This is a genomic window from Sinorhizobium psoraleae (genome assembly GCF_013283645.1).
GTDB classification, from domain to species: Bacteria; Pseudomonadota; Alphaproteobacteria; order Rhizobiales; family Rhizobiaceae; genus Sinorhizobium; species Sinorhizobium psoraleae.
This window is the reverse complement of record NZ_JABEKV010000006.1, coordinates 160,457-186,415: the sequence shown is the minus strand read 5'-3', so window position 1 is coordinate 186,415 and position 25,959 is coordinate 160,457. Positions and strand designations below refer to the sequence as shown.

Annotated in this window: 30 protein-coding genes and 4 pseudogenes; 12 read left to right on the top strand and 22 right to left on the bottom strand. The window is 61.2% G+C overall.

What is annotated here, in order from left to right; genetic code table 11:
- Nucleotides 1-4: 4 nt before the first annotated feature.
- From ILFOPFJJ_RS27710 to ILFOPFJJ_RS27700, 3 genes are all read right to left on the bottom strand, one after another.
- A complete protein-coding gene (locus ILFOPFJJ_RS27710) occupies nt 5-1,465 on the bottom strand; it encodes a TolC family protein (protein ID WP_173513768.1) in 1,461 nt (486 codons plus the stop codon).
- The gene (locus tag ILFOPFJJ_RS27705; protein WP_173513767.1) at nt 1,462-1,689 is read right to left on the bottom strand and encodes a hypothetical protein; all 228 of its coding nucleotides are present in this window, start codon (nt 1,687-1,689) and stop codon (nt 1,462-1,464) included. Before ILFOPFJJ_RS27705 ends, ILFOPFJJ_RS27710 begins: the two co-directional genes overlap by 4 nt.
- A 91-nt stretch (nt 1,690-1,780) precedes the next feature.
- Nucleotides 1,781-2,161 (bottom strand): hypothetical protein, encoded by a 381-nt coding sequence (locus ILFOPFJJ_RS27700; protein WP_173513766.1) that lies wholly within the window; start codon nt 2,159-2,161, stop codon nt 1,781-1,783.
- A gap of 209 nt (nt 2,162-2,370) precedes the next feature.
- On the opposite strand from ILFOPFJJ_RS27700, the gene ILFOPFJJ_RS27695 reads away from it, so the two are divergent.
- On the top strand, nt 2,371-2,823 hold the full coding sequence (locus ILFOPFJJ_RS27695; protein WP_173513765.1) for a YqaA family protein: 453 nt from the start codon (nt 2,371-2,373) through the stop codon (nt 2,821-2,823).
- Between the two features lie 198 nt (nt 2,824-3,021).
- Nucleotides 3,022-3,588 carry a cytochrome c gene (locus ILFOPFJJ_RS27690; RefSeq protein WP_173513764.1) on the top strand — a complete coding sequence of 189 codons (567 nt, stop codon included), beginning with the start codon at nt 3,022-3,024 and terminating at the stop codon, nt 3,586-3,588.
- 15 nt (nt 3,589-3,603) lie between these two features.
- Here ILFOPFJJ_RS27690 and ILFOPFJJ_RS27685 read toward each other — a convergent pair whose 3' ends face one another.
- Together ILFOPFJJ_RS27685 and ILFOPFJJ_RS27680 are read right to left on the bottom strand one after the other, a co-directional pair.
- On the bottom strand, nt 3,604-4,125 hold the full coding sequence (locus tag ILFOPFJJ_RS27685; protein ID WP_173513763.1) for a hypothetical protein: 522 nt from the start codon (nt 4,123-4,125) through the stop codon (nt 3,604-3,606).
- On the bottom strand, nt 4,122-4,301 hold the full coding sequence (locus ILFOPFJJ_RS27680) for a hypothetical protein (RefSeq protein WP_173513762.1): 180 nt from the start codon (nt 4,299-4,301) through the stop codon (nt 4,122-4,124). The genes ILFOPFJJ_RS27685 and ILFOPFJJ_RS27680 overlap by 4 nt, the downstream gene beginning before the upstream one ends.
- A 273-nt stretch (nt 4,302-4,574) precedes the next feature.
- On the opposite strand from ILFOPFJJ_RS27680, the gene ILFOPFJJ_RS27675 reads away from it, so the two are divergent.
- Nucleotides 4,575-5,720: an acyltransferase family protein gene (locus tag ILFOPFJJ_RS27675; protein WP_246299818.1), complete on the top strand. Its 1,146-nt coding sequence runs from the start codon at nt 4,575-4,577 to the stop codon at nt 5,718-5,720.
- 189 nt (nt 5,721-5,909) lie between these two features.
- Here ILFOPFJJ_RS27675 and ILFOPFJJ_RS27670 read toward each other — a convergent pair whose 3' ends face one another.
- Nucleotides 5,910-6,467 (bottom strand): Crp/Fnr family transcriptional regulator, encoded by a 558-nt coding sequence (locus ILFOPFJJ_RS27670; RefSeq protein WP_246299817.1) that lies wholly within the window; start codon nt 6,465-6,467, stop codon nt 5,910-5,912.
- Nucleotides 6,468-6,536: 69 nt separating this feature from the next.
- Between ILFOPFJJ_RS27670 and ILFOPFJJ_RS27665 the strand changes: the two genes are divergently transcribed.
- The gene (locus tag ILFOPFJJ_RS27665; protein ID WP_173513760.1) at nt 6,537-7,055 is read left to right on the top strand and encodes a hypothetical protein; all 519 of its coding nucleotides are present in this window, start codon (nt 6,537-6,539) and stop codon (nt 7,053-7,055) included.
- A 116-nt stretch (nt 7,056-7,171) separates the two neighbouring features.
- Here the strand turns inward: ILFOPFJJ_RS27665 and ILFOPFJJ_RS27660 are convergent, their stop codons facing one another.
- Nucleotides 7,172-7,393 (bottom strand): heavy-metal-associated domain-containing protein, encoded by a 222-nt coding sequence (locus ILFOPFJJ_RS27660; RefSeq protein ID WP_173513759.1) that lies wholly within the window; start codon nt 7,391-7,393, stop codon nt 7,172-7,174.
- A gap of 122 nt (nt 7,394-7,515) precedes the next feature.
- Here ILFOPFJJ_RS27660 and ILFOPFJJ_RS27655 point away from each other — a divergent pair.
- Nucleotides 7,516-7,971 (top strand): annotated as a pseudogene (locus tag ILFOPFJJ_RS27655) (DUF411 domain-containing protein).
- Nucleotides 7,972-8,715: 744 nt separating this feature from the next.
- Here ILFOPFJJ_RS27655 and ILFOPFJJ_RS27650 read toward each other — a convergent pair.
- Both ILFOPFJJ_RS27650 and ILFOPFJJ_RS27645 read right to left on the bottom strand, forming a co-directional pair.
- A pseudogene (locus tag ILFOPFJJ_RS27650) lies at nt 8,716-9,210 on the bottom strand (multicopper oxidase domain-containing protein); the annotation flags it as partial.
- A pseudogene (locus tag ILFOPFJJ_RS27645) lies at nt 9,209-9,422 on the bottom strand (glutaredoxin); the annotation flags it as partial. The pseudogenes ILFOPFJJ_RS27645 and ILFOPFJJ_RS27650, both read right to left, overlap by 2 nt.
- 189 nt (nt 9,423-9,611) lie before the next feature.
- Between ILFOPFJJ_RS27645 and ILFOPFJJ_RS27640 the strand changes: the two are divergent.
- Both ILFOPFJJ_RS27640 and ILFOPFJJ_RS27635 read left to right on the top strand, forming a co-directional pair.
- Entirely contained in the window at nt 9,612-9,797 is a 186-nt protein-coding gene (locus tag ILFOPFJJ_RS27640) for a hypothetical protein (protein ID WP_173513758.1), read from the top strand.
- Between the two features lie 62 nt (nt 9,798-9,859).
- Complete coding sequence (locus tag ILFOPFJJ_RS27635; RefSeq protein WP_173513757.1) at nt 9,860-10,843, top strand: LacI family DNA-binding transcriptional regulator; 984 nt, start codon at nt 9,860-9,862, stop codon at nt 10,841-10,843.
- A gap of 62 nt (nt 10,844-10,905) precedes the next feature.
- Here the strand turns inward: ILFOPFJJ_RS27635 and ILFOPFJJ_RS27630 are convergent, their stop codons facing one another.
- The 9 genes from ILFOPFJJ_RS27630 to ILFOPFJJ_RS27590 all read right to left on the bottom strand — a co-directional run bounded on the left by ILFOPFJJ_RS27630 (nt 10,906) and on the right by ILFOPFJJ_RS27590 (nt 19,902).
- Nucleotides 10,906-12,177, bottom strand: coding sequence for an ABC transporter substrate-binding protein (locus ILFOPFJJ_RS27630; RefSeq protein WP_173513756.1), 1,272 nt, complete (start codon nt 12,175-12,177; stop codon nt 10,906-10,908).
- A gap of 23 nt (nt 12,178-12,200) precedes the next feature.
- Complete coding sequence (locus ILFOPFJJ_RS27625) at nt 12,201-13,031, bottom strand: carbohydrate ABC transporter permease (RefSeq protein WP_173513755.1); 831 nt, start codon at nt 13,029-13,031, stop codon at nt 12,201-12,203.
- Nucleotides 13,028-13,939 carry a carbohydrate ABC transporter permease gene (locus ILFOPFJJ_RS27620; protein ID WP_173513754.1) on the bottom strand — a complete coding sequence of 304 codons (912 nt, stop codon included), beginning with the start codon at nt 13,937-13,939 and terminating at the stop codon, nt 13,028-13,030. The genes ILFOPFJJ_RS27625 and ILFOPFJJ_RS27620 overlap by 4 nt, the downstream gene beginning before the upstream one ends.
- Complete coding sequence (locus ILFOPFJJ_RS27615; RefSeq protein ID WP_173513753.1) at nt 13,932-15,098, bottom strand: ABC transporter ATP-binding protein; 1,167 nt, start codon at nt 15,096-15,098, stop codon at nt 13,932-13,934. Before ILFOPFJJ_RS27615 ends, ILFOPFJJ_RS27620 begins: the two co-directional genes overlap by 8 nt.
- On the bottom strand, nt 15,095-15,931 hold the full coding sequence (locus tag ILFOPFJJ_RS27610) for a metallophosphoesterase family protein (protein ID WP_173513752.1): 837 nt from the start codon (nt 15,929-15,931) through the stop codon (nt 15,095-15,097). Before ILFOPFJJ_RS27610 ends, ILFOPFJJ_RS27615 begins: the two co-directional genes overlap by 4 nt.
- A gap of 577 nt (nt 15,932-16,508) precedes the next feature.
- A complete protein-coding gene (locus ILFOPFJJ_RS27605) occupies nt 16,509-17,201 on the bottom strand; it encodes a hypothetical protein (RefSeq protein ID WP_173513751.1) in 693 nt (230 codons plus the stop codon).
- On the bottom strand, nt 17,198-17,827 hold the full coding sequence (locus ILFOPFJJ_RS27600) for a HupE/UreJ family protein (protein WP_312032739.1): 630 nt from the start codon (nt 17,825-17,827) through the stop codon (nt 17,198-17,200). The genes ILFOPFJJ_RS27605 and ILFOPFJJ_RS27600 overlap by 4 nt, the downstream gene beginning before the upstream one ends.
- Nucleotides 17,824-18,378, bottom strand: coding sequence for a GcrA family cell cycle regulator (locus tag ILFOPFJJ_RS27595; protein ID WP_173513750.1), 555 nt, complete (start codon nt 18,376-18,378; stop codon nt 17,824-17,826). Before ILFOPFJJ_RS27595 ends, ILFOPFJJ_RS27600 begins: the two co-directional genes overlap by 4 nt.
- Before the next feature lie 360 nt (nt 18,379-18,738).
- A complete protein-coding gene (locus tag ILFOPFJJ_RS27590) occupies nt 18,739-19,902 on the bottom strand; it encodes an S-(hydroxymethyl)glutathione dehydrogenase/class III alcohol dehydrogenase (RefSeq protein WP_173513749.1) in 1,164 nt (387 codons plus the stop codon).
- Nucleotides 19,903-20,133: 231 nt separating this feature from the next.
- Between ILFOPFJJ_RS27590 and ILFOPFJJ_RS34725 the strand changes: the two genes are divergently transcribed.
- From ILFOPFJJ_RS34725 to ILFOPFJJ_RS34715, 3 genes are read left to right on the top strand one after another with little or no spacing between them, the layout of a single operon-like run.
- Nucleotides 20,134-20,331 carry a hypothetical protein gene (locus ILFOPFJJ_RS34725; protein WP_210267600.1) on the top strand — a complete coding sequence of 66 codons (198 nt, stop codon included), beginning with the start codon at nt 20,134-20,136 and terminating at the stop codon, nt 20,329-20,331.
- Entirely contained in the window at nt 20,328-20,783 is a 456-nt protein-coding gene (locus ILFOPFJJ_RS34720; RefSeq protein ID WP_210267613.1) for an AraC family transcriptional regulator, read from the top strand. The genes ILFOPFJJ_RS34725 and ILFOPFJJ_RS34720 overlap by 4 nt, the downstream gene beginning before the upstream one ends.
- A gap of 47 nt (nt 20,784-20,830) precedes the next feature.
- Nucleotides 20,831-21,139, top strand: a complete 309-nt coding sequence (locus ILFOPFJJ_RS34715) for a helix-turn-helix domain-containing protein (RefSeq protein ID WP_210267599.1) — start codon at nt 20,831-20,833, stop codon at nt 21,137-21,139.
- On the opposite strand, the gene ILFOPFJJ_RS27580 is transcribed toward ILFOPFJJ_RS34715, so the two are convergent.
- The 4 genes from ILFOPFJJ_RS27580 to ILFOPFJJ_RS34710 form a co-directional block, all read right to left on the bottom strand.
- A complete protein-coding gene (locus ILFOPFJJ_RS27580; protein ID WP_173513748.1) occupies nt 21,084-21,383 on the bottom strand; it encodes a hypothetical protein in 300 nt (99 codons plus the stop codon). The genes ILFOPFJJ_RS34715 and ILFOPFJJ_RS27580 overlap by 56 nt on opposite strands.
- Before the next feature lie 162 nt (nt 21,384-21,545).
- Complete coding sequence (cysS, locus tag ILFOPFJJ_RS27575; protein ID WP_173513747.1) at nt 21,546-22,913, bottom strand: cysteine--tRNA ligase; 1,368 nt, start codon at nt 22,911-22,913, stop codon at nt 21,546-21,548.
- 145 nt (nt 22,914-23,058) lie between these two features.
- A complete protein-coding gene (locus tag ILFOPFJJ_RS27570; RefSeq protein ID WP_173513746.1) occupies nt 23,059-24,030 on the bottom strand; it encodes a CobW family GTP-binding protein in 972 nt (323 codons plus the stop codon).
- Between the two features lie 82 nt (nt 24,031-24,112).
- On the bottom strand, nt 24,113-24,319 hold the full coding sequence (locus ILFOPFJJ_RS34710; RefSeq protein ID WP_246299816.1) for a helix-turn-helix domain-containing protein: 207 nt from the start codon (nt 24,317-24,319) through the stop codon (nt 24,113-24,115).
- Between the two features lie 388 nt (nt 24,320-24,707).
- Between ILFOPFJJ_RS34710 and folE the strand changes: the two genes are divergently transcribed.
- Nucleotides 24,708-25,352, top strand: a complete 645-nt coding sequence (folE, locus tag ILFOPFJJ_RS27560) for a GTP cyclohydrolase I FolE (protein WP_173513745.1) — start codon at nt 24,708-24,710, stop codon at nt 25,350-25,352.
- Nucleotides 25,349-25,832 (top strand): annotated as a pseudogene (gene hisI / locus ILFOPFJJ_RS27555) (phosphoribosyl-AMP cyclohydrolase). The gene folE and the pseudogene hisI overlap by 4 nt, the downstream one beginning before the upstream one ends.
- Nucleotides 25,833-25,959 lie beyond the last annotated feature (127 nt).

The window sequence follows — 25,959 nt, the reverse complement described above, 5'->3', positions numbered from 1 at the left end:
TTCCTCAGTGTCCGCCGCCGCCGCTTTCGGCGGCAGCCGCAACTTCCGTTCCGCCAGCGTCCGCACCCGCGCCGCCGTAGATGGCGGGGGCGAGATTGGCCTCGGCCAGCCAGAAGTCGCGCTTGGCGTTGACGGCAAGCAGGTTCGCATTGACCTTCTCGCGGCTGTCAGCGAGCAGTTCGAAGGTGTTGGTGATCATCGCATTGTAGGTGAGGAGGGACTCCTCCTCGATTTTCGTGCGCAGCGGCACGACGCTGTTGCGGTAGTGCCGGGCGATGTCGTAGTTGGCGCGGTACGCCTGGTAGGCGGAGCGGGCCTCGGAGCGGACGTTGACGGCCTTCTCGGCGAGCAGGTTCGCCGACCGCATATAGGCGAGTTCCGCCTTGCGCATCCGGGCCTTGCCGCTGTCGAAGATCGGGATGACGAACTCCAGTTCGGCCTGGCCGGTCGTCTCGGTTTCGACATTGCCGTCCTCCTTCTCCCGTTCGGTCTCGAAGCCGGTCAAGAGTTCGAGATCGGTCACGTAGCGGGTCGCTTCGGTCAGCCTGTAGGATTTGGCCGTCGCCTCGAGGTCGAGCTTCGCTATCTGCAGGTCGACGCGCCGCTGCAACGCCTCCGCCTCGATCAGGTCGCGCTTCATCAGACCCTTCGGCAAGGAGGGCAAGCGGTTCGGAACCTGGTAGTCGATGCCAGAGCCCCAGAGCCCCATCAGCCGCGTCAGCTCTTCCTTGGCGAGCCGCGCCTCCAGGCGGGCCTTTGCCGACTGTCCCGCCAGCTCCGCGTAGAAGACGTGCTCGCGGGCTTGGGACCCCTTCGCCATCGCTCCGGATTCGCCGAGCTTCTGGGCGAGTTCGGAGGCCGCATCCGCCGCGGCCTGCGCCTGGTTAAGCTGGCCGACCGTTTCCCAGGCGGCGACGGCGTTGATCCAGGCGCGACGCGTGTCCGCGGCAAGCTGCAGGGTCCGCAGTGCCGCGTTCAACTGCGCCTGACGGAAGCGGGTGTCGGCGATGGCGATGTCGCGTTCACGGGTGGCGAGCGCCAGGATGTTGTTGGCGATCATGCCTTCGACCGTCTTGAACGCTTCGAGTCCTGGCGTGCCGATGCCCGTCAGCCCGACGGCGACGGTCGGATTGACGAACAGTGTCGACTGCCAGGCGTCGGCGGCGGAGTCGCCGAGATCGGCATAGGCGGCCTGCAGCCCCTTGTTGTTCAGCAGCGCCACCTGCACGGCGGTTTCGACGTCGACGGTCTTCTTCGCCATCAGCGTCTTCACCCGGTCGGAGACGGCGCGGGCTTGCTGCTGGTTCTGCACCCAGACGGTCTGCTTGCCGGTGGCCTCGGCCATGTTCGCCTCGACAGAGGCGAACCCAGCATTGTTCGCCGCATACTCGGGGGTCGAGACACAGCCGCCGAGCATCAGCGGAAGGCCGAGCACTGCAGTCAGTTTCAAGTTGTTTCTGATCATGACGCGCCTCCTTCCGGAGACTGCGCGTCATTCTGGTCGCGCCACGGTTTGGGATCGACCGGGACACGGTGGGTGTAGCCCGAGACCGGGCTCGTATATCTGAGGGGGCGGACTCCTGCCTGGGAGGCGGCAAGATCGCCCGAAGCAATGACATCGGGAGGCAATGTGGCGGCGCATCCGCTTGCGAAAAGCGGCAGGGCAGCCACGAAGAACGATAGTTTCATGGTGTTATCCGAATAGGAATTGCTGTGGCGCTCGAGAGCAACTTACTCGCGAACACTCCTGAGACCCGTGTGAAGAACGGGTGTGTCCTATTCAGATGTTCGGGGGTCGGTGCAGAAGCGGAAGCTCGCCCGTGGTCCGGGCGTCGTCGATGAACTCGCGGATGGAGGCTACCCGCGGTCCACCAACAGGGTCGGTTTCCGCAACAATCGCCATGCTGATGCAGAATCCCTTGCAGCAGTCGGTCTTCGCAAGCTTCTGCGTACCGTCTGGGGAAGATTTCTGGTCGCCGTCTGTATGTCCGCCGCTCGCCACCTCATGATGATGATTGTCGGACTGCGCGATTTCCGGATTGGACCAAGTGCCATGCATGGCCGCAGCCGCCGTCGGCAATGAGTAAACCGTCAGCGACATGACAATCGCCAAGCGGAGCAGAACCAACATCTTTTGCAATGTGATTCGAACCATACCCATGCCCCGAGGACTACCATCGGCCCGTTCAGTTGTCAGCTTCTATCGTCGTTCGTATTCGCGTCTATTATGTGGCACTGCAGCAAATCGGCTGATCGTCTTGCGATGCTGATTGAAAGTGTATTGGTTCCAACGATGGTAAGGTCAAGCGAGAAAGTTTTCGAAACCAGAACGACGACGACTCGATCGTTCTTGTCACTTTATGAGACCCGATGACGAGCCTCGCTGCGTATCTTGGATTGTTCTTGGTCGCCTTCGGCGCGGCGACGGTGTTGCCATTCCAATCTGAGCCCTTGCTTGTTGGCCTCCTTGTATCCGGCAAATTTTCGACCGCATGGCTCCTTGTTGTTGCCACTATCGGCAACGTACTAGGCGCAGTCTTCAATTGGGTTCTCGCCCGTTTCATCGACCGTTTCCATGACCGGTCCTGGTTCCCGGTTAAGCCGTCCTCCCTAAACAACGCTAGCGGATGGTATCGGCGCTATGGCCGCTGGTCGCTGCTTCTCTCCTGGATGCCGCTGTTCGGGGACGCCCTCACGGTGCTTGCCGGGGTGTTGCGGGAGCCCCTCTGGTCTTTCTTGCTGCTGGTGACGGTCGCAAAGGCCGGACGGTATCTCGTCCTCACCGCAGCCACGCTGGGGACTCAGTCGGTGCTGGGTGGTTAGCCTATAACAGGGTGAGCGTTGATCGCGGCTTGGAGACGCTCATCCAGGAAGGACCTGGCCCGACGATCGCAACAAGACACCGCCCCAAAACGGCCACCGATCTCTCATCATCTCGCTTGAAGCGAGGCCGCGCAGTGCCGCTCGCGTTGACCATGATCGATCGCGGGGTTCGATTAATTAGTGGAAGGGGATAGCTGAATGGGGCCAAAGGCGGCGATGACGTTCAGGCTCGTCCTCGCAGGGGCGGCCGTGGCGGCGATCCCCGCAGCGGCGACACCTGAGTCTCAGCCGCGCGACATCGTGCAGCAAAGACAGCAAGACATGAAAGCGATGGCGAATGCAGCCAAGACCATCGACGCCATGTTCAAGGGATCGTCTCCATACGACGCGAAGGCGTTCAAGGCCGCCGCTGAAACAATCGGGTCTCATTCCGGAGAGAAGCTATCATCGCAATTCGACGGGTCTATCGCTGCATCCGGTTCGAAGGCCAGCGTCAATATCGGAGCCGAACGGCAGAAGTTCGACAAACTGGCCGCCGAACTTGCCGTCTATGCTTCGGCGCTCGCGGCGGCGGCAGAGCGCAATTTGCATGTTCTCAGCCCTCAGATGCGCATGCAAGCTGGAGAGGCGATGATGGGCGGACCGCTTGCCAGGAAAGCGCAGCCGGATCGGGATGTCAGGTCAATGCCGGCGGAGCATGCGTTTCATCTGATGCTTCAGACCTGCACCTCCTGCCATGCCCAATTTCGGGTGCGGCCCGAGTAGCCGAGGTATTAGGAGTTAAGGTCGATTGGCGAGTTGTCTTTGCTGTTTGCGCCAACCGTAGCGTGTCAGCCCGCGCGGCTTGTAGATCGAAAGCGCCGTCGTCGTGATCAGCACGACTGTGCCGCCAGCGGCGTGAACCACGAGTGACCTTCTCAGACCGAGAAGATCGGCTTCCGCCAGTCCCGTCGCTGCCGCTGCCGCGACATAGCCTATCAGGTCCAACTGCAGCAGCAGGACGACGGCGGTCAGCACCGTCAGTAGGAATTTCGCAAGCACCCAGTAGTGGCGGAGCAGGCCCCAGACTGTTCCGAGTGCCTGGACGAGTCCTGTGATGAGCGATGTCAAAACCATAGGAAGTATGACGAGCCGCGCAATGGCGTCCATCGCCACATAAAGGCTTCCTGCTGTCTGGGCATCCGCGCTGCCGATGCTGACGAGCCCCAGCGCAAGGAAGCACGCCACCGCACCGAGCGAACTGACGGATGAGATGACATGCACCACGAGAGTGAACTTCCGCAGGGCAGGAGACATCGTCATGGACGGTCACCTGCTGGCGGCATTTCGCTGTCGGGCGACATGTGGCGGCCTGGGCCGTGGGGACCGCCGATATCGAAGACGACGATCATCGCCGCCAGCAATATCAGCACCGCGGCAACGATCCCGGAGGTTTTCACCCAGCGCGGCATGCCAGGATAGTCGTTTCCCTCGGCCATCTCTTTGTCTCCGCCATCTTAGCATCCGGTCCCATGGTCCGACGTTCTATCGGGAGTTTTGCAACACCTCAGAGTTTACGAAATATTTAAGTTAATTTTGTCGATCTGAAACGGCCTATTTCGATCTGAAATAAGTCATCTACAACTGTTCCTGGCACCTACTTAGGCGTGTCCAAATCCCTTCTGGTTCAGCCGCGGAACGTCACAGTGAACACTACTGCCGCTTCAAATTCTGCGTACTTCCCAACAGCACAAAGTCTCGCGGCTGGAATCATGGAGAAGGTTCAATCCAGGGCGGTTGGTCCTGATGTTCTTCGGTCATTGGCGATCCTGCTCGTCATGCTCGTGCATCTCCCCGTCGAGGCGACCCCGCCCTTTCTGGTCGGCGTCCGTACCTATGCGTGGCTGGGCGTCGATGTCTTCTTCGTACTGAGCGGTTTCCTGATTGGAACTCAACTCTTCAAAGAAGTCTCGCGGACGGGACGCGTAGACCTGAAATCCTTCTATCTCCGCCGCGCCTTCCGTATCTTCCCGGCGTTTTTCGTTGTTCTCGGCCTTTATGCCATCTTCCCCGTTATTCGGGACGCTCCGACGATGCAAGCGGTCTGGAGTTTCGCGACCTTCACCGTGAATTTCGACTTCGACCCTCGCGTCGGCCGAGCCTTTTCACAGGCATGGTCGCTTTGTGTCGAGGAGCATTTCTATCTGGTTCTGCCGCTCCTCGTGTTGCTCCTGTATCGTCAAATCAGCATGGGTTGGGCGCTTCTGATCGCAGGGGCGATGGTGGTCGGGGGGATGATCCTCCGATACACGATCTGGGAAAGCCAGGTCGGCGTCCTCGTCGCAGCCGACAAGCTGAGGGATGCCTTCGCAGTATATCTCAGGGACGTGTACTACCCGACTTACACCCGCCTGGACGGCCTCATGTTCGGCGTGATCCTTGCCGCGGCGAGATTTTTCAAACCGGAACTCTGCAAGCGCTACGCGCCTCCGCGAATTGCGTTTCCGATCGGCGTCGTCTTGATCGTCGCAGCACTTGTGCTGTTCTCGATCCGCGGTCCGCTTGCGGAAACGAATCTCTTCCTCGTCTTTCAGGCGCAATTCGGTGCAGTCGCCGAGTTCCCGCTCATCTCGATCGGAATCGCTCTGATCCTCGGCGCTATGCTCGACTTGGAGCATGTTCTGAAACGGTGGCCGATTCCGGGTGCTGCGACCGTCGCCACCTTGTCCTATAGCCTCTATCTGACTCACAAGTCGGTCTTCCACATCGATGGGCTTATCTTTGGGGAAGAGAACCTTCAGGACGGTCTCGGCTTCGCGGTCTACCTGGCGACCAGTTTCGCGGCCGCGACCGTGCTGTGGTTCTGCGTGGAGAGAACGTTCCTCCTCGTTCGGGATCGTGTTCTCCCTCCGAAATGACCCCCCGCGAAGAAAGGCGGATGCCGATTTCAACGCGTCACAAGCCGTTCAGGCCGAAAACGCGCGTTGACGCCGGGGGCTTCTTGGCATCGGCCGCATTGGCGATCTCTTCGATGATCGGGCATTCCGGCCGATCGGCGCCTGACAGTGGTTGGCGTCAAGGGGTGATGGCTCGTTTGCTGCTGGGCTTCATCGATCGACCTCCTGTAGGAGCAGGTGTCGGCGGCAGGACAATTCCCGATAGAGCGCTTCGGGAGATACGCCGATTTCCTCGGCCAGTCTGCGCCATTCACCCTTGGCTGGGAGCTGCCCGTCGTTCCACGTTAGCCAAGCGTCGAGCCTGGCTCCCACCGTGCGCAACGACACGATCTCGGCTCGTTTCCTGGCGCTCTGAAGCTCGTGCGATAGATGCCGTGCCCAAGCGCGGGCAAATGCGGGCTCTTTGTCCAGCAGGTCACGAACGACGCCCACGGGGACAACCAGAATGTCCGTCTGCGTCGCCGCCACGGCATCGCAGTGATAATGATCCGAAAACACGGAGGCCTCCGCTAGAATCGAGCGGCCCCTTGAACGCTGTAAGACAGCAGGGTTGCCGTCCTCCTGGTAGCGCAGGAGGTTGACGCACCCCTCCGTTACGAGGAACAACGCCTGAACGGGGTCGCCTCGATGAAAGAGGTGCTCGTTCTTTTCGAGCGACTTTTTCGCGACCGCTTTCGGCTGGAGATGGACGAGAATTTGATCCGACATGATAGCTATCATGTCCAGGACGATCATCGTTTGGCAAGCTCGAGGCCTCGAACTCGTGAACGGTGACTCATGAAAAAGCTTGTCCCTGCGCTCGCAGTTTTGCTGCTTCCAGTTTCCGCTGCTGCGGAGGGCGAACACGTCCATTCTTCGCCCTATGCCGGACAGGAGCATCGCGACATAAAAAGCCTATCGGCGGACGACATTTCCGAGCTGGAGACTGGAGGAGGCTGGGGCTTGGCGAAGGCCGCCGAGCTGAACGGAATGCCCGGGCCGTCACATGTGTTAACGATGAAGGCCGAGCTTCATTTGACTGGCGAACAGGAGGATAGAACGCGGAGCATTTTCCAGAGAATGCGCGCCGAAGCGGTTGCGGAAGGCAAGAGATTAGTGGCCGGGGAACAGGCGCTCGAGATCGCTTTCCGCGAGCGCTCGATAAACCATGGTGGGCTGCGCGAACGTCTCCGGCGGATTGAGGCGAGCCGCGCCAATCTCCGTTACATCCATCTGGCAGCACACCTGCAGATGCTGAAGGTTCTAAGCGCGAGCCAGATCGACCGCTACAATGAGTTGCGCGGATATTCTCGGTAGGACAAGGCCTGTTAGGGTGCCCCGTCTTCCCTGGACAGCAGTCGTCTGTCACCGTGCACTTGCTTTCGATCTTTGTTCACCAACAACACGCGCCGTTGCGACGGCGCCTGTTGAGTTCATGCGACTTGGCTGCAGCAGGACTTCGCGAACGAAGCCTTGTAGCCAGCGTCTCCAATCGCGGCGACGAACGCTTCGGAGGAGGCCTGGGAGTCGATTGAAGCGGTCCTTGCATCGAGAGTGACCGCTACTTCTGCGTTGGGATGGACAGATTTGACCGCTTTTTCCACCGTGCGTACGCAGTGTCCGCAGGTCATTTCGGGTATCTTCAGATGATACATCGAGGTCTCCTTGTAGGTTTTGACACGATCCAATGTGGCGTTTCCAACGGTGGTAAGGTCAATACCCGGCGAGAAAAATAGCAGACGATCGTCCGTCCATCTCAGTGCATGGAGAGCAAAAGATGCGAAGAAGAGAGTTCCTGTTGTCGGTCGCCGCTGTCGGATCAATCTCCCTGATCGCACGGGCCCGGGCGGCGATTAAAAAGATGGTCGTCTACAAGGGCCCGAACTGCGGCTGCTGCCGTGCATGGACCGAGGCGATGAAGGCGGCGGGGTTCTCGGTCACCACCGAGGAAGCTGCTGACCTTGCTGCGCTGAAGGAGCGCTACGCCATCCCCGCAGAGATGCAGGGCTGCCATACGGCAATTGTCGCCGATTACTACGTCGAAGGTCATGTGCCACTGGATGCCGTCAACAGGCTGCTTGGAGAACGCCCGGACATTGCCTGACTTGCGGTACCCGGAATGCCCAAGGGATCGTTGGGCATGGGCGAGGATCCTCGCGCAGCCTATGATGTCTTTGCCGTCAACAGCGAAGGGTCCAGCACGGTCTATCAGGCGGTTAGACTGAAGAGTTGATAAAGGTCGTGCCGTGGGACGCATTCAGAACGTGATCATTTGGTCGGGAGCTGCTTTCCTCCATGAACGCCAGGGCTTTGGCCCGCGCCGCGATGTCTGGTCTGTTTCGCACCGCTCCGCCGAACTCGTAGAGCGGTTCTCAATGTCTCGAAGCGGGAACCCCTCCGTCAGGAAAGCCTCTGCTACGTGACTTAAAACCAATGGTGAAATACGAAAGCCTCAGAAACGAAGCGCGGGCCGATCGGTTTGCAGGCAATGTTGGGACGACGAGGATTGGTCATGCACAGCTTCAGCCCTCAGGTCGGTTGTCCTCCACATTTACAGACCCCGAGTCAGGCGTGGGATGCCGCACGAACGTTGTCGAGCTTACTCCTGGGACTGATCGTTGGGGTGTGTTTCCCCTTGAAGGCGGCTGCGCATAGCGCCCCTTCAGGATGGTACTATCCATACCAGTGTTGTAGTGACCGCGATTGTCAGCCGGTTCACGGTACCGCGATTATTGAAGGGCCGCACGGATATGTCGTCGAAGAGACAGGCGAGATCATCGGCTACAAGGACTCGCGACTGAAACCCTCCCCCGATGATGAGTTTCATCTATGTTTGCGACCGGGTAAAATCCGCTCTCGAGCGATATGTCTGTTTGTGCCCCCGCGCTCTTTCTAGCACGGATGCGCGTTCGCGCAGCCGAGCGTCTGTACATCCAAGTTCTCGAATTCAACGCGGCAGGGACACGCATGCCAAGGATCAACTCTGCACATCGGTCACCTGCATCAACCCGCCGCCTCCCTGAATCTCGACATTGTTGTTCGTGGTGTGATGGGAGATATGGCAGTGAACGAGCCATTTTCCGGGACGCTGGTCTTTCCACAGAACGTCGAACCGCTGACCAGGGCCGACATTTACAGTATCCGCGAGATAGCGGGCACTCTGTCGAAGTGTCACGCCGTCGACTGCGGCAACCTCGAAAGGCCCGCCGTGGATGTGCATCGGGTGGATTGCCGTCGTGTGCAACCCGACGAAGCGAACCTTGAGCGTTTGCCCGACCTTCATTCTGATCGCGTCGGTTGCCGGATACGATTTCCCGTTGATCGTGAAGAAGTTCGGGAGCGCGCCCTCCATCGGCATCGCGGGGAAGGTTAGCCACTCGCGCTTTAGCCACTCCTGAAGCTGCATAGTATATTCCAGATCGGCGGGAATATCGTCGGAGAGGTCATTGGGATCGATGATCAAAGCTCCGTACGTAGCTGTATGGCACCCAGCGCTTTGCCAGGAGGTCATAGTTCAGGAACATGGTCGCAAAGGTCTCGACGTTCTGGAGTTTCATCATCGCCAGAACCACCATAGAAAAGGCGATGAACCATTCGGCTGCGCGCAAGGTGAATGGAGTTCCGTTGACGGCTCGCCGCCATCGCAGTGAGTGCGGTCAGCGTGAACAACACGATAACCGGGCGGTCGTCATTCCCGCATCTCCTGAATGTAGATACCGGTAGTTAAGCGCGCGGAGCCGGCCCAAGCCAATTTGGCGGGTTGGTCATAAATGACTCTCTCTTTCGCTAATGCAGCATCAAAGAGCATCACGAGCCGGGCACCCACGAGCGCTCGCAGCGTCCTTCCGCACTGCTGCACTGAGAGGAGCGCTGATGTTCGCCAGAGGCTGTTCCCAGCGTCTTGCGAAACTGGCGGGCGAACTGAGCTACAACGGCTGCGACGACGATCTTTACTTTGTCGCGCATGCCAAGCTCTACGCGAATGAGAAGGTGGAGGGGCTGCGCGACCTGACTGCGGCTTCGATGTCCCTCCCTGAAGTCGCGGCCCAGTCCCAATGAACATTGCCGGGACCTGGCGGCCGGACCAATCCGCTGTCACAAAGTCGCGATAGGCGGAATGGATGGTGACCTTGCAGCAAATAGCCTTTCATGCCGGTTGCTCGTTGGCGACGGTTTCGCGCGTTCTCAAAGGGGAGGGAACAGCAAGCGACGAGATGGTGCGCCGTGTGCGGCGGGCCGCGGCGGAGCTCGGTTACCGGCCGAAGTCTCCGGCGAGCGCCGGGGGGCGCAACAGGCCGGTCGTCGGAGTGCTTGTTCCGAGCGTGACCAATCCCGTCTTCGCCGCCTCGCTCGCTGGCATCCAGCATCGGCTGCAGGCCGCCAAGCATGGCGTCCTCATTGCGCAGTCGAATTACGATCCGGGCTCGGAAACAGCGGCGGTCGGCGCGCTCCTGGAGCAGCGGCCGACGGGGCTGATCCTGACGCTCTGCAATGCCGAGACCAGTCAGGCGTTATCCGCAGCCCTGCCGCCGACGGTCCTGCTCAACAATCGGCCGGTTGCGCGCTTTCCCGCCGCAGTGACCGTTGACAACCATCGTGCCGGCTACGAAATCACCCGGCATATTCTTCAGCATCGGCATAGCCGCATCCTCTTCGTTTCGGGTCATTTCGCGTCTTCCGACCGCGCGCGGCTGCGCTATGAGGGGTATTGCGTGGCAATGCAGGAGGCGTCGTGCGAGCCTTTGCCGGCATTGGAGATACCCTTTGTCGACGGATACGAGCACCTGGAACTCTCAGAAACGATGGAGCAACATCGGCCGACCGCAATAATCGCTTCCAACGATCTGCTGGCGCTCGGCGTTATCGCGGCACTTAGGCGTGAGGGCCTGATGGTTCCCGGTGATGTCTCCGTTGCTGGCTTCGACGGCATCGCGATCAGTCGTCTGATCGCGCCTTCGCTTACGACTGTGGCGATGCCAGACGGCGATATGGGAATCGCGGCCGCCGCCATGCTGCTCGACATCGCCGAGAACGCCGGGGAATGCCGACATCTCTGCCTCCACCACCGACTCTATTTGGGCGCGACCGTCCGAACCGTGCCATGACCACAGACGAAGGCCACCCGCCGGTCTCCCAACAGGTGGCCTGTTCACACTTTTTACGCCCGTCAGCTCCGGGGCAGCAGGCTTTCCACCTCCACGGCGGCATCGTCGAGCGCTTCCTCGGGTGTTGCCGACTGTTCGACGACGCGTGACAGGTTCTCGACGATCGTCTGGGTCACCTTGACGCCATTGGTGCCGGGGAAAGCGTACCACGGGATCATCCGGGGCATCTGCTCGAGGCCGGCGCGGAAGAGCGGGTGCTCCTTATAGAAGTTGGCGAGGTATTCCGGCGACTTCGCTGCAAGTTCGTTGTTCGGCACATAGCCGGTGCCGGGAACCACGACCGAGGCGCCGTAGGGACCGGCGGCGAATTTCGCGAATTTCCAGGCCGCCTCTTGCTTCTCGGTGTCGCGCGTCAGGATGACGACGGCGTTGCCGCCGGTCGGCAGCTTGCCGTTCACCGGGTCGATCAGCGGGATATGCGCCGTGCGCAGGTCGAACTTGCCGCCGACATTCTTGATGGTGTTGCGCAGCGCCCCGGTCGTCTGGAAGGCGAAGCCGACCTTGCCAGCGACGAAGGCCTGTTCGCCGGCCTGTTTCGTCAGCACCGGCAGGCCGCCTTCCTTCACCATGCGGTCGAGGAGTTCGATTGCCTTGCGCCCTTCCGGGCCATTGAAGGCGACCTTCGTCTCATCTTCATTCAGCATGTGGCCGTCGGCGCCGAAGAGGAGGGCAGAGAACATCCAGTCGTCGCCCTGCCAACGGAAGTCGATGCCTTCGACGCCGTCGCCGAGCGCCTTGATCTTGCCGCCGAGCGCGATCACCTCGTCCCAGGTCTTCGGCGGGTTTTCAGGGTCGCCGCCGGCTTTGCGGACGAGATCCGCATTGTAGTACATGATCGGGTTCGAGGTCGCGAAGGCAAGGCCCACCTGCTTGCCGCTAACCTGGGCGAGCTTCAGGATGTTTTCCGAGAAGCCCTGCTCGGTCATGTTGCCGTCTTTCTCGACGAACGGTCCGAGATCAACCGGGATGTCGCGCTCGTTGACCATGCGCAGGCGGTTCAAGCCGATGAAGGTGATGTCGGGCATCTCGGCCGTTCCGGCCTGGCGCATGATCGTCTGGATGCCTTCCTCGTAGGTCGCCGAGGGATTGGCGAAGGTGATCTTGATCTCCGGATTTTCCTCCATGAACTTCTTCGAGATCGTGTCCATCACGTCCTTGAAGAAGCCGGGCATCGGATAGTGCACCGTCAGCACCGTTTCGGCGTGAGCCGGAATGGCCAAGGTCATCGACACCGCCGCCGCGGCGGCGGCGAGAAGTTGCCTGAAATGTTTCATGACGCTCTCCTGGTTTAAACCGGTCAGCCCTTGAGACCGGTCATGGTGATGCCCTCGACGAAGCGCTTCTGCGCGATGAGGAACGCGGCGACGAGGGGAAGGGTGATGATCAAGGTGGCGGCCATCAGTGCGCCGTAGTCGTCGCCGGCTTCGGCTGCACGGAAATAGAGAAGGCCGAGCGGCGGAGTGGCAAAGTCTTGGTTGGTGACGACCACCAGCGGCCAGAACAGGTCGTTCCAGTGCGCCACCGCCGAGAAGATCGCGAAGGCGGTGATCGCCGGCCAGGCGTTCGGCACGACGACGCGCGCGACGATGCCGGCCTCCGACATACCGTCAAGGCGCGCCGCATGGATCAGGTCGTCGGGAATGGCGCGGAAGAACTGCAGGAACAGGAAGATCGCGAAGACCGAGATGGAGAAGGGTGCGACGAGTGCCGTGTAGCTGTTGAGCACGGAAAGCCGGTCAAAGGCGACATAGAGCGGCAGCGCGGTTGCATGGATCGGCACCAGCAGCCCCAGCATGACGAGCACCATCATGAAGCGCGCGGCGCGGAACTTGAGCTTTGCCATGGCATAGGCGCAGGGGATGGCGACGACCACCTGGACGACGAAGATCAGCGCGCAGACGATGACGCCGTTCAGGAGCAGGGTCGTCATCGAGACGCGCGACAGCGCCTTTGTGAAGTTCTCGATATAGGACCATTGTTCGGGAATCAGCGAGAGCGAGGAGGTAAAGATCTCGCTCTGCGCCTTGCCGGCAGTCGAAATCATGAAGATGTAGGGCGCGATGAAGATGAGCGCGCCGAGCGACAGGACGCTGAGCCGCAGGACGCGGCCGAGAGAAAGGCTGGTCATGCGTAATGCACCTTCCGGTCGAGAACGCGGTACTGCAGGAACACCAGGATGACGAGGATTGCGAGGAAGACGACCGTCATCGCCGAGGCGTAACCGACCCGGAGATAGACGAAGCCTTCCTGGTAGATCGTGAACAGCAGCACCTCGGAGGCTTTGTTCGGCCCGCCTTCGGTCAGCGTCTTCACCGTTTCGAAGACCTTGACGGAATTGATGATGCTGATCGTGGTGACGAAGAGCGTCGTCGGTCCGAGCATCGGCCAGGTGACGAGCCGGAAGCGCTCGAACCAGGATTTTGCGCCGTCCACTTCCGCGGCCGCGTAGAGGTCGCGCGGGATCGCGGTGAGCCCGGCGAGGAAGAGCACCATGTTGAAGCCGACCGACTGCCAGATGCCGATGATCGCAAGGCCATAGAGCACCGTGCCGGAGGCACCGAGCCAGTTCGGTCCGGCGATGCCGAACTCCGCAAGGAGGGCGTTGATCGGCCCGATCGTCGGATGGAACAGGAACTGCCAGACCGTCGCCATGGCGACGACAAGCGAGGCGACGGGAAGGAAATAGACGGTGCGGAAGAACGCCTTGGCGCGCGTCTCCGCCTCGATCAGCATCGCGATCGCAAGCGCCAGCACGATCGATACCGGTGTGACAATTGCGGTGTAGACGGCGGTGTTCGAGAGCGAGCGGCGGAAGGTGCGGTCACCGATGAGCTCCGCATAATTCTCGAAGCCGACGAAGCGGAAGCCGCCGAAGCCGAGCTCGAAATCGGTGAAGCCGAGGACCAGCACGGCGAGCGTCGGCAAGAGGATGAAGAGGAAGAGGAGTAGAATCGCCGGCGCGGCGAGCAGCCAGGCGATCCGCGCCTCGCGCCGGTCGGCAAGCGCAATCGGCAGATCGGTCGCGATGCTAGCCATGGGCCTTCTCCAGCGTCGATGCGACGGCGACCGTTCTCGCCGGCAGCCGTTCGCCCCTGGGGGCGAAGAGCATCACCCGATCCGGATCGAGGTCGACGGAAACGGGCATGCCCGGAGAGAGCTTCGCCGCCTCGGCCGGGGTGGCCTTGGCGACGATTGCCTCGCCGAGGGCGTCGAGGCGCGCATGCACGATCACCTCGGAGCCGAGGAACTCCGTCCGCTCGACGCGGGCCCTTAATATGCCGTCCACCCTTGCACTGAGACGGACGAATTCCGGCCGCACGCCGATCATGACCAACGTCTCGCTTCGCAGCGCGTGTTGCGCAGCCAGCGTCAACACGCCGAAGCGCACCGTGCCGGCCGCATCCATCCGCGTTTCCATGACATTGATGCGCGGTTGGCCGAGGAAGCGGGCGACCTCGATATGCGCGGGATCGTCATAGATCTCCTGGGGCGAGGCCAGCTGCAGCAGCGTGCCGCCGATCATCACCGCGACGCGGTCGGCCATGGACAGCGCCTCGGACTGATCATGGGTGACATAGAGCGTCGGCACGCCGGCGCGCCGGTGAAGATCGACGATCTCGCCGCGGGCGTGCACGCGCAGATTCGCGTCAAGGTTTGAGAGCGGCTCGTCCATCAGGAAGACGCTCGGATGGCGGACCATGGCGCGGGCGAGTGCCACGCGCTGGCGCTGACCGCCCGACATCTGCCCCGGTTTGCGGTCGAGCAGATGGTCGATCTTCAGCGATGTCGCCATTTCCCGGACCTGACGCTGGATGTCGGCGCGGATCTGGCGCTGGGCGGGAAGGAGGTTGCTAATGAAGGGAAAGCGCTGGGCGGCAGTCAGGCGCCGCATCGCGAGAGGCACGGCGATGTTCTGCCCGGCGGTCAGATGCGGATAGAGCGCGTAGGACTGGAACACCATGGCGATATTGCGATCGGCGGCGACGACCGGCGAGACCTCGCGGCCGCCGATGACGATCTCGCCGCTGTCGGCATGGTCCAATCCCGCGACGATGCGAAGCAGCGTGCTCTTGCCGCAGCCGGAGGGGCCGACGAGGGCGATGAATTCGCCTTCCTCCGCCTCCAGGCTCACGCCCTTGAGGATCGCGTTGTCGCCAAAGGACTTGGTGATGTTGCGGAGCGACAGGATGCTCATTGTGCCGCCTCCGCGAGCTTCTTGGCATGGCGCGGGTAGACCTCGTCGATCACGTGATCGATGAAATAGGATGTCAGCCCGGGCAGCGCCACGATCTTGCTGTCGATCCATTCGTCGCCAAGGTGGTGGAGAACCGCACCGACGAGGCGCTCGCCAGGCATTTCGCGCTCCAGCGTGTCGATGATGAAGGACGTCGGCGGCCCCCAGACGAGGTCTGTGCCCTCGTGGTGACCCTGCCAGGCCCAGTGCAGGTGACCGCTGGCGTGGAGCGCGACGTCGTGCTCCGCCATAAGCTCGTAGAGACGCCGGCGCTGCTTCGGCGTGACGCTCCAGTAGCCGGTATCGCCTTCCATCGGATCGTCGACGAAAAGCGGCTTGTGCGCGAAGATCGCGACGCGCCGGCCGTCGCGGTTGGCAAGCGCCTGTTCCAGCCATTGGAATTGCTTCTCCTCCTCCGCATTTTCGAAGCCGAGAAGCAGACTGTTGAGACCGATCAGCCGCCAAGTGCCGTGGTCGCAGACCCAGTAGTCCGGGCCGACGAGCGTGCGCCAGCGGACCAGCCGGTCAGCGTCGACCGGCTGGTCCGAGCCGGGCAGGTGGCCGACATCGTGGTTGCCGGGCACGATCAGCACCGGTACCGGCAGCTTCCGCATCAGCTCCATCGAAAAGAGGATGTCTTCCTCGTGGTCCGCGCCGTCGATGGTGAGATCGCCGGTGTGGATGACGAGGTCGGCGCCGGTGGTTTCGATCCAGCGGGCGACGGGCTCCCAATTGTCGTTGAAATGGGTCTTGGAGGGGCTGAGATGGGTGTCGCTGATCTGGACGATCTTCATGGGGCATGGCTCCGGCGATTGTCATGAAAGCGCCGTGCCGGAGGCCTGATTTCCCCGCCCAGCGTGGCTGGCGGACTCTTTAGGGGGCTCCTATGTCAGTTCGGTAACAGGCATTCTCAGCTGTTTTTCAGTTTCTCCATGAAAGGTTCAAACTTCCGCTGGCGTGGCCCGAGACCTGCACAACAGGATGGATGGCGTCGGTTCCGGTAGGGGGCGAAATGACTCCCTAAGCAACCATGCCGACTCACACGATGGGGATTTCACCCCCGTCACTCTAGCCCTCCGGGCAACTCCGCTGAGCAAGGGTCAGGGGTGAGCCCGGTAGACAAGCCTGTGTCGTCGTGCCGACGACCTCATGAAAAGAGAATTCGCGACAACCCGGGACGATGAAATGCGGCCATGCCTTGCCGGGACGCCGCCGGGCGTGACCGGCCGGTCCACCGTCGTCTTCCTGCAAGCCTCCGCTAAAGGCCAATTGGCGCGAGCACGGCGTCATAAAAGCGCGCGAGCGTATTGAGACCGCGTGTGCCGAGAATGATGTGGCTGAAGATGTGAGGATTTCCTTCTGGATGATGTTTCATTCTTGTTGGACCGAGGTTCCATCACTGAGTGGCGAATTGGTCCCGTCCGTAGGCACTTGCTCCCGGGCCGGAAGCAGGGCGGTCAGGAACACGATGAGCCCGATCACAAGGAGCCAACTGCCGAGAATCCGGGCGGCGATGCGCAGCGGGCGCGCGGGAATGAAGTGGCGCGCGAGTAGACTGGGCGCGATCAAGCACCACAGCGCGGAGGTAATGGCGCCGCAGATGAAGGAGAAGATGGCGAGATCCTCCAGGCCGATGAACAGCCCGAGTGTGAAACCTAGGAGCGGCGCAACGGTCAGGCAGGCTGCTCGGCGCCAGCGATCGGGAGCCCAGAGACCCAACCCGGTCAATACAACCGCAGACGGTGGAAGCGCGTAGAGGTTGCCGTCGATCGCCAAGCGCTCGAGGAACCGAAGCAATGGCTCCGTAAACTGGACTGTCGGCAGAAGGGCGCACAGGAAGAGTGCGATCAGTGACAACGAGAAGCGTATGTCAGGCACCTGCGCGGAATTCAGGCTGAGCCCGACCATTGCGAGCGCAACATCGTAGACCGAGAGCGTGAAAAGCGCCCCCATCTCCGGGAAGAAGAAGTCGTGCGGGATGAGTTGCGATGCCGCGATCAGCGCTGGCAGCACCACGAACAAGGCGAGCGTTCTGATTTGCGTCGTTGAGAGCCGCGTGGTCAAAGGCCACCTGACGCGAAGAGGAAATAGAGGCCGCATGCCGTGATGGCGCCACCGACACCACGCGTGGCGCCGCCGCGATAGAGCCGTTCGACGGCGAGGCCCAGGAGAAGGCCGAAGACATGGATGAGGCCGGTGGCAACGACGAAACCGACGGCATAGGCGGCAGGGTCGGCCGCCTGCGGAAGTTCGACACCATGCGCATAGCCGTGGAAAATCGCGAACACCGCGACGACGATGAGTGAGAGCGCTTCCGGCGGTCGCCAGCGCAGGGCGATCGCGATACCGAGCGTGACGACGGACAGCGCGATGACGGCTTCGACATAGGGGAGCTGGAATGCGCCCAACATGCCGATCACCCCACCGATGCACATGATCAGAGGGAAGGTTACCGGCAGCGTCCAGACCGATCGGCCGCCGAGTTGAGCGCCCCAGATGCCGACGGAGGCCATTGCGAGAAAATGGTCGAAGCCGAGGATGGGGTGCTGAAAGCCGCTACCGAAGCCGCCAAAGGAGCCGCCGAGGACATGGGCGTCGGCAGTGCGGGTGCTGAGGATCGATGCCAGGAGAGTAAGCGCAATGGCGCTCGGAGCTCGCCAGCGCGAGTTCCAGATGGATCGAGTGTTCACGTTGATTTCCTTAGAAATGACGACTGAATGCGAGGTGCGCTGTGGGACGCGCCGCTGGAGCGAGGCTGGTAGGCCAGGCAGGAGTGGGCCGAGCAATAGGTCGCCCCTGGGGTGATGCGGGCGCCGCAGAACCGGAAATCGGACGAGCGCGGATCGCCGATCGGCCAGCGGCAGGTCGTCTCGCCGAGTTCCATGAGCGTCAGGCGCCCATTGATAGGAAAGACCTCGGTCAGCTCGACCGTAGATCCGAGGCGAAGCGGCTCGGCCTCAATCTCATCGGCAGGGAGTGCGAGCACCGTATTTCCAATTATTCGGGCACGGACTGCCTGCGATCTGGGATGAGCCGGCGCTTGATTATTGGCCCGGCTTTTCTGGCGCACAGGTTTGGCCGACCCTTTGGCCCGCCCGGACAAGCCGAGGCGATGGACCTTGCCGATGACGGCGTTGCGGGTGACGCCGCCCAGTTCGCCGGCGATCTGGCTTGCACTGAGCCCCTCGGCCCAAAGGCTCTTGAGCCTCTCGACACGTGCCTCGGTCCATGTTGCTGGCATCCGACATACGACCTTTCTTCAGGGGCGATGCGCGCGGTCTCCATCTCCGCACATCTTCCTGACTCCGAAATGTTATAACATTGCATCCATGATAGTCGTGTATGCCGTGAGGCTCAAGGCTCGAGGGTTGATCGATAGGGCTTTGTCCAAAAGGAGTTTTGACCTCAGGGCATCGCAGATCAAGATGTTGGCCACAAGTCTCGCTCTGCGGGTCGCGACCGGCCTCTCCAAGCCTCGGGGTGTCCAGGACTCATGCACGCGGGTGGGGCCCAGTAGGCCTTGTGACACAACATGCCTCGGACAAAAAAGTCCGAGGCATGTTCTTGAAGGCTCATGCGCGCATCGGTCGTTGGTCGCGTGTTATGCCGTCACGATCTCCCCCGGGACGTCATTTGCCAGCATGGTGCGCTGTGGCTGATAATGGATGACAGAGCGGATGGATTTGCCGGCGTGGAGCAGGTCGAAAGCGGTGTTGATGTTCTCGTGCGTCATATTGTGCGTGATGTAGGGATCGACACTGAAATCGCCGCGCAGCCATTCATCCACCATGCCGGGCAGTTGGGAGCGGCCACGGACACCGCCAAAGGCAGAGCCGCGCCAAACGCGACCCGTCACGAGCTGAAACGGTCTGGTTGCGATCTCCTCGCCTGCGCCCGCAACGCCGATGACGGTGCATTCACCCCAGCCCTTGTGGCAGCATTCGAGCGCCGCCCTCATGACGTTCACGTTGCCAATGCATTCGAACGAGTAGTCGACACCGCCATTGGTCATGTCGATGATGACCTGATGGATCGGCTGCGAGAACTCCTTTGGGTTCACGCAATCGGTAGCCCCGAGGCTACGAGCAAGCGGGAACTTGTTGGGATTGGTGTCGATGCCGATGATGCGGCTGGCGCCAACCATCTTAGCGCCCTGGATGACAGCCATGCCGATGGCACCCAAGCCAAAGACGGCGACTGTGGCACCGGCTTCGATTTTGGCGGTGTTGCGCACGGCACCAATTCCGGTGGGTACCGCACAGCCCATCACGCACGCCTTTGTCAAAGGGGCCTCCGGCGAGATCTTCGCTACGGCGATTTCGGGCAGAACCGTGTATTCGCTGAAGGTGCTTGTGCCCATGTAATGATGGATCATCTTCCCCTTGTAGGAGAAGCGGGACGTGCCATCGGGCATAACGCCGCGTCCCTGCGTTTCACGGATGGTCTGGCAGAGATTGGTCTTGCCCGACTTGATGTAGGGGCAGTTGGGATCTTCCGGTATATAGAGCGGGATGACATGGTCGCCCGGCTTGACCGAGATCACACCGCGGCCTACTTCCTCGACGACGCCGCAGCCTTCATGGCCGAGGATCGTAGGGAACAGCCCCTCCGGATCTCGTCCCGAGAGCGTAAACAGATCGGTATGGCACAGGCTGGTCGTAACGATCCGGACCAGCACCTCCCCCTCCTTGGGGCCTTCGAGGTCGATTTCTTCAATCTCGAGAGGGCGGTTGGGCTCCCAGGCGATCGCAGCGCGCGTTTTCATTCGACGATATCTCCGTTCATTGAATCTGAGGCGCAATGTTATATCATTGCGCCTCATGTAAAACTGAGCGATCCGGACGTTTTCGGACAATATGGGCGTCGAAGCGGTCAGGCATCGACGAGCCCGTCCCACCTGCTGCGGTGAATCGGTAAGGGGCGAGTTTCAGGAGGGAAGACGAATCCAGATGACGGACAACAAACATGTGGCGTCGCACGGCGTGGGATCCATCCTTTGACGGTTGAGAGGGAGAATTCCTCCATCCAGGTCCACGTCATCATCTATCCCGGCTTCAAATCGATGGAGGCAGTGGGACCGATCAATGTTCTGACCTATGCCAACCGACATCTGGCGGCACGCGGAGATTCGCGGCGCTATCAGATCGATCTTGTAGCGCCCTTTGCCGGCCAGTTCCCTCCAATACCTTTCTGACGCTGGATGCTTCGATCGCGCTTGAGGAATGTGATCCGCTCTCGACGGTGATGATCGCCGGCGCGGTCGACATCGAGGCTGCACTGAGCGAGCAAACGCGGCTGGTAGAGTGGTGTCGGACTCGCGCGTCAGAAGCCGAGCGCTTCGCAGCGCTTTGTTCAGGAAGCTTCTTTCTGGCTGCGGCCGGGGTGCAGGACGGGCGGCGCGCAACAACGCACTGGAGTGTCGGCGAACGGCTCCAGCGTCGGTTCCCGAAGGTCCTTGTCAATTCCGATGCGATCTTCCTGCAGGATGGGAACCTATGGACCTCAGCTGGCGTGACAGCGGCGATCGATCTCGCGCTTGCCTTTGTCGAACAGGACTTCGGCCGCGACCTCGCGCTGGAGGTGGCGCGGGATCTGGTGATCTATCTCAAAAGGCCGGCGTCCAATCGCAGTTCAGCGCTTTGCTGACGAGCCAAATGACCGCCCAGCCTGAAATACGCGATATCCAGGCATGGATGTTCGCCAATCTCGACAGGCCGCTTAACACCGCTGATCTCGCAAACCGCTTCGGCATGAGTGTGCGCAACTTCGCAAGAGTGTTTTCAAAAGAGACGGGGATGACTCCCACGGACTTTCTCCTGACGGCGCGTTGCGAACGGGCGATTTCACTTCTGCTCGACACGGCGCTGCCTATGAAATCAATTGCGCATCGCGCCGGGTTTCCGTCTGACGAACAGATGCGCAAGGTGTTCGTGCGGCGCTTTTCCCTCACGCCGCGCGAATATCGCGAGCGTTTTGCCACGTCGCGTGCTGCGGACACCTGAGAGGCAGGTCGGCCGGCGTGAACGGCTCTTCACGGGCGAAATCGTAGAAGAAGCCGTTCTCGATCACGGGGCCGATCGTAACCTGTGTATAGGGATAGAGTTCTTGCACGGCCTGGGCGAGGACATGCGCGTCAGTCGTGACGGTGAGATCGAGCGCACGGGGATCGCTGCGCGTGACGATCTCGATCGACGCATCGGTTTCGATGACATCGCTGAGATCGAGAAGCGCGCTGTCAACCAGCATCGCGACAGCTTGCTGCGCAGAGTTGGCGCGATGGTCGCCGGCTACCGGACACGAGCGAGTCAAATTTCCGGCTGGCACCATCGACAAGCGTGACACGGATCATAATAAAACCTCGAGAAGCAAGGGTGCGTGAAGGCGCGGCGCGGCGGTTGTTGGTCGTCGTCACGCCGGCGCCCTTCGCCAGATTGTGCGGTCGGATCGATCCTCGACGACGACGCCGAGCCCATGGAGCCGGTCACGGAGCTTATCTGCGGCGACGAAATCGCGTTTTGCGCGAGCGGCGTTGCGTTCGGCGATCAGTCGCTCGATGTCGGCCTCATCGACGGTGTGGCCGTCGTTGCGCTCGAACCATTTGGCGGGCGGTTGCTGGATCAGGCCGAGCAAAGCGCCAGCGGTGAGCATGGTCGCGCGCAAGGATGCGCGGATGCGCGGCGACCGCTCGACTTGCGCCATGCGCGCGAGACGGAAGAGTTCGGCGATGGCCGCGGGCGTGTTGAGATCGTCATCGAGCTTGGCGCGGAAGGTCTCGAGATATGGTCGCGCATCAGCGCCGTCATCTGCGACATCACCGAGATCCCGGAGAGTCGCGTACAGACGGTCGAGGCTGCGCCTGGCCTGCTGGAGAGCACGAGCGCTCCAGTCGAGTGGCTGGCGGTAGTGCGCGGTGAGAAGGGCATAGCGGATCGCCTCGCCAGGCGCCTGGCTGAGGAGATCCCGCACGAGAAGCACATTGCCGAGCGACTTCGACATTTTCCGCCCGTCGACGGAGACGAAGCCGTTGTGCAGCCAATACGTCGCCCTGGTCCCCTGCGCGATTTCGTTTTCGTGGTGCGGGAAGATCAGGTCCTGGCCGCCGCCATGGATGTCGATCCGCGGGCCGAGATGACGCTCGATCATCGCCGAGCATTCGATATGCCAGCCGGGCCTGCCACGCCCCCAGGGACTGTCCCATCCCGGCAGGTCGGGCGCGGAGGGTTTCCACAGGACGTAGTCGGCCGGGTGCTTCTTGAAGGGCGCGACCTCGATGCGAGCGCCAGCGATCATTTCATCCAGCGTGCGGCGGGACAGCGCGCCGTAGGGCGGGAAGGACGGGACGTTATAGAGAACGTGGTTTTCCACCTCGTAGGCATGGCCTTTGCCGATCAAGCGACTGATCAGGTCGATGATCTCCGGGATGTGCTCGGTGACACGGGGTTCGACCGATGGCGGGAGGACACCGAGCGCGGCCATGTCGGCGTGGTAGGCTTCGATATAGCGCTCGGTGATTGAGCCGATGGCCTCGCCTGCGGCGCGGGCGGCATCGTTGATCTTGTCGTCGACGTCGGTGAAATTGCGGGCATAGGTGACCGCCGGGAAGCGGTCGCGCAGCAACCGAACGAGAACGTCGAAGATCACCGCGGGCCGAGCATTGCCGATATGGGCATAGTTGTAGACGGTCGGCCCGCAGACATAGATGCGGATGTGTCTTGGATCCCGCGGAACGAAGGACTCTTTTTGGCCTCCGAAGCTGTTGGTGAGGACGAGTGACATGATGTTTCCTTGTCGAAAATGCTGCGTGGGCCTTACGAGAGGCGGCAATCGAGGTCGCAACAGTTCGTCTCGCCAAGGAAATGCCGAAAGCGGCGGAAGCCCCCCAGCCGGTGCGGCGGGGTTCCTGAATGGGTTCTCGCAGTGATTACGCCCGGCATGCGTTGAAGCCCGTTTCGATGACGTCTTTCGGGAGGTTTCGGCCTATGAACACGAGGCGCGTGACCCGTTCCTCGTCCGGCTTCCACGGGCGTTGATGGGCGCCGTCGAGGAGCATATGGACGGCCTGCACCACGAACCGGTCATCATCGTCCTTGAATGAAATGATGCCCTTCATACGCAGGATATCCATGCCGAAATGCTGTACGATCACGCTGAGCCAGCGCATGAATCTCTCGGGATCCAGCGGCTCCTTGGCGACGAGCGCGAAGCTTGAGACATGGTCGTCATGCTCATGCTCGTGGAACTCGTCGAGGAAGTCCGGCTCGATCTCCAGTACGCGATCGAGGTCGAATGCGCCGCGGCCGAGCACTTGGTCTAGGTCGATATCACAGCGCTGGGTTTGATGCATGGTCGCCGTCGGATTGATCCGGCGGACACGTTCTTCGACCCGCTTCAACTCGTCTGCGGAGACCAGATCGGTCTTGTTGATCAGGATCGTGTCGGCGAAGGCGAGCTGCTCCTGGGCTTCGTGAGCGGAATCGATTTCGCCGAGCAGGTGCTTGGCATCCACGACCGTGACAATGGAATCGAGCTTGGTCTTCAAACGGACGTCGTCATCGACGAAAAAGGTCTGCGCGACTGGCGCGGGATCGGCGAGGCCGGTCGTCTCGACAAGGATGGCGTCAAAGCGATCACGGCGGCGCATGAGTCCGTCGATGATGCGGATCAGATCGCCGCGCACGGTACAGCAGATGCAGCCATTGTTCATTTCGAAGATCTCTTCGTCAGCGTCGACGATAAGATCGTTGTCGATGCCGACCTCACCGAACTCGTTGACGATGACGGCGTATTTTTTGCCGTGGCTCTCAGTGAGGATGCGGTTGAGAAGGGTCGTCTTTCCCGAGCCGAGAAAGCCGGTGAGCACCGTGACGGGAGTCTGAGGCGAAGCGGGCTGCATTTTTGAGGAATCTCCTTTTTGGGTTTGTCTGGAGCCCGCATGCGGGTGCAGCTAATCACCGGCTGCGCCGTCGGGCGGTTTCCTACGGGTGATGGGAAGGGGCAGGATCGCCGGTCGAGAGACAGGTCGCGCAGGTGCCCTGCAGCTCGACGACGCGGCGAGCGACTTGAAATCCGATAAAGGCGGCGTCGCGGGCGACCGCGCGATCCTCGAGCTCGGGGGAGGCGCCGCAATTGTCGCAGATGAAGAACACGCAGGCGTGCGGATGATCGGGATGAGCGCACGGCACGAAAGCGTTCCGGCTCTCAATGCGAGAGACGAAGTGCTGCTCTTGGAGATACTCGAGCGAGCGGTAAACCGTCGGCGGCGTGAGACGCCGGGCGAGGGTTCCAGTAGAGCATCTATCAGCTCATAGGCGCTGAGTGGTCGTTCGGAGCTGATCAGCGTCTCAATGACCTGGCGGCGTATCGTTGTGAACTGGAGCCCGCGTTCTCGGCATGTCTTGGCGGCGGCTTCGAACGCCGCAGCAATGATGCTGTGGGAAGCGGGGCTGCGGTGATGCGCCGTCATGCGCTCTGCCATGGATGTCTCCAACAAGCTCTTGTCGAGACGACAAAGTCTCTTGAATGATACGTTATAACATTGCATGATGATGCGCAATCTGTGCTGGAGAAATCATGAGTGACGTTATGCTGAGTGAGCCCGTTGCGGGCTTGGCGCCGCCTGTTGCCCCTCGAAAGCGCCCGACGCGCGAGGCTGCTGAGTTAGCGGTGCGAACGCTGATTGAATGGGCGGGTGACGATCCGGACCGTGAAGGTCTGGTCGGCACACCGGACCGCGTGGTGCGGGCCTATGAGGAGTTTTTCGAGGGCTATCGCGCCGACCCGGTCGAGCTGCTCGGCCGCACCTTCGAGGAGACCCAGAACTATGGCGACATGGTTGTGCTGCGCGACGTTCGCCTGGAATCGCACTGTGAGCACCACATCGTCCCGATCATTGGCAAGGCGCATGTCGCCTATGTGCCTTCGAATCGCGTCGTCGGAATCAGCAAGCTCGCCCGGCTGATCGAGGTTTATTCCAAGCGCCTTCAGATTCAGGAAACGCTGACGGCGCAGATCGCCGACACGATCAACGAGGTGTTGAAGCCGAAGGGCGTCGCGGTGGTGATCGAAGCGGCGCATATGTGCATGACGACACGTGGCATTCGCAAGCCCGGTGTCACCATGGTGACGCGCCGGTTGACCGGCGCGTTCGAAACGGATGCGGAGCTCAAGCGAGACTTCCTCTCCCTGGTCTCAGGATCGCGGGAGACGTTCGGATGACCAGCCCACTCAACACCCGCCGTCCTGTTCAATTCGGGCCGCGGCTCTCGGTCGAAGCCGTCGAAGAAGGTGCATTTCTTGCGCCCAGGTTCGACGCGGACGGTTTGATCCCTGTGGTGACGACAGACGCCACATCGGGCGAGGTCCTGATGATGGGCGTGATGAATGCGCACGATAGAGACGGGCGAAGCCCATTATTGGAGCCGTAGCCGGCAATGCCTATGGCACAAGGGCGCTACGAGCGGGCTGTCTCAGAGAGTCGTGCAGATCCGCGTGGACGATGACCAGGACGCGATCTGGCTCAGGGTCGAAGTCGCGGGTGACGCGAGTTGCCATGTCGGCTACCGATCCTGCTTCTATCGCTCCATCCCCGTTGAACCTCTCGGGGAGACCCCGATCCCCCTCGCCTTCGAGGAGACGGAGAAGGTATTCGATCCAGTGGCCGTCTATGGGGACGCACCAAACCCCACCCGCCTCTGAAGGGTTGCGAATGAATATATCCGCACCAGCTTCGCGGCGAGCCAACTTTTGGGATGCTGGCTAACCCGTCCCACACAATGAATGCCTCACCATATCTTCATCCTCAACATTGAAATTTCAGCTAAAC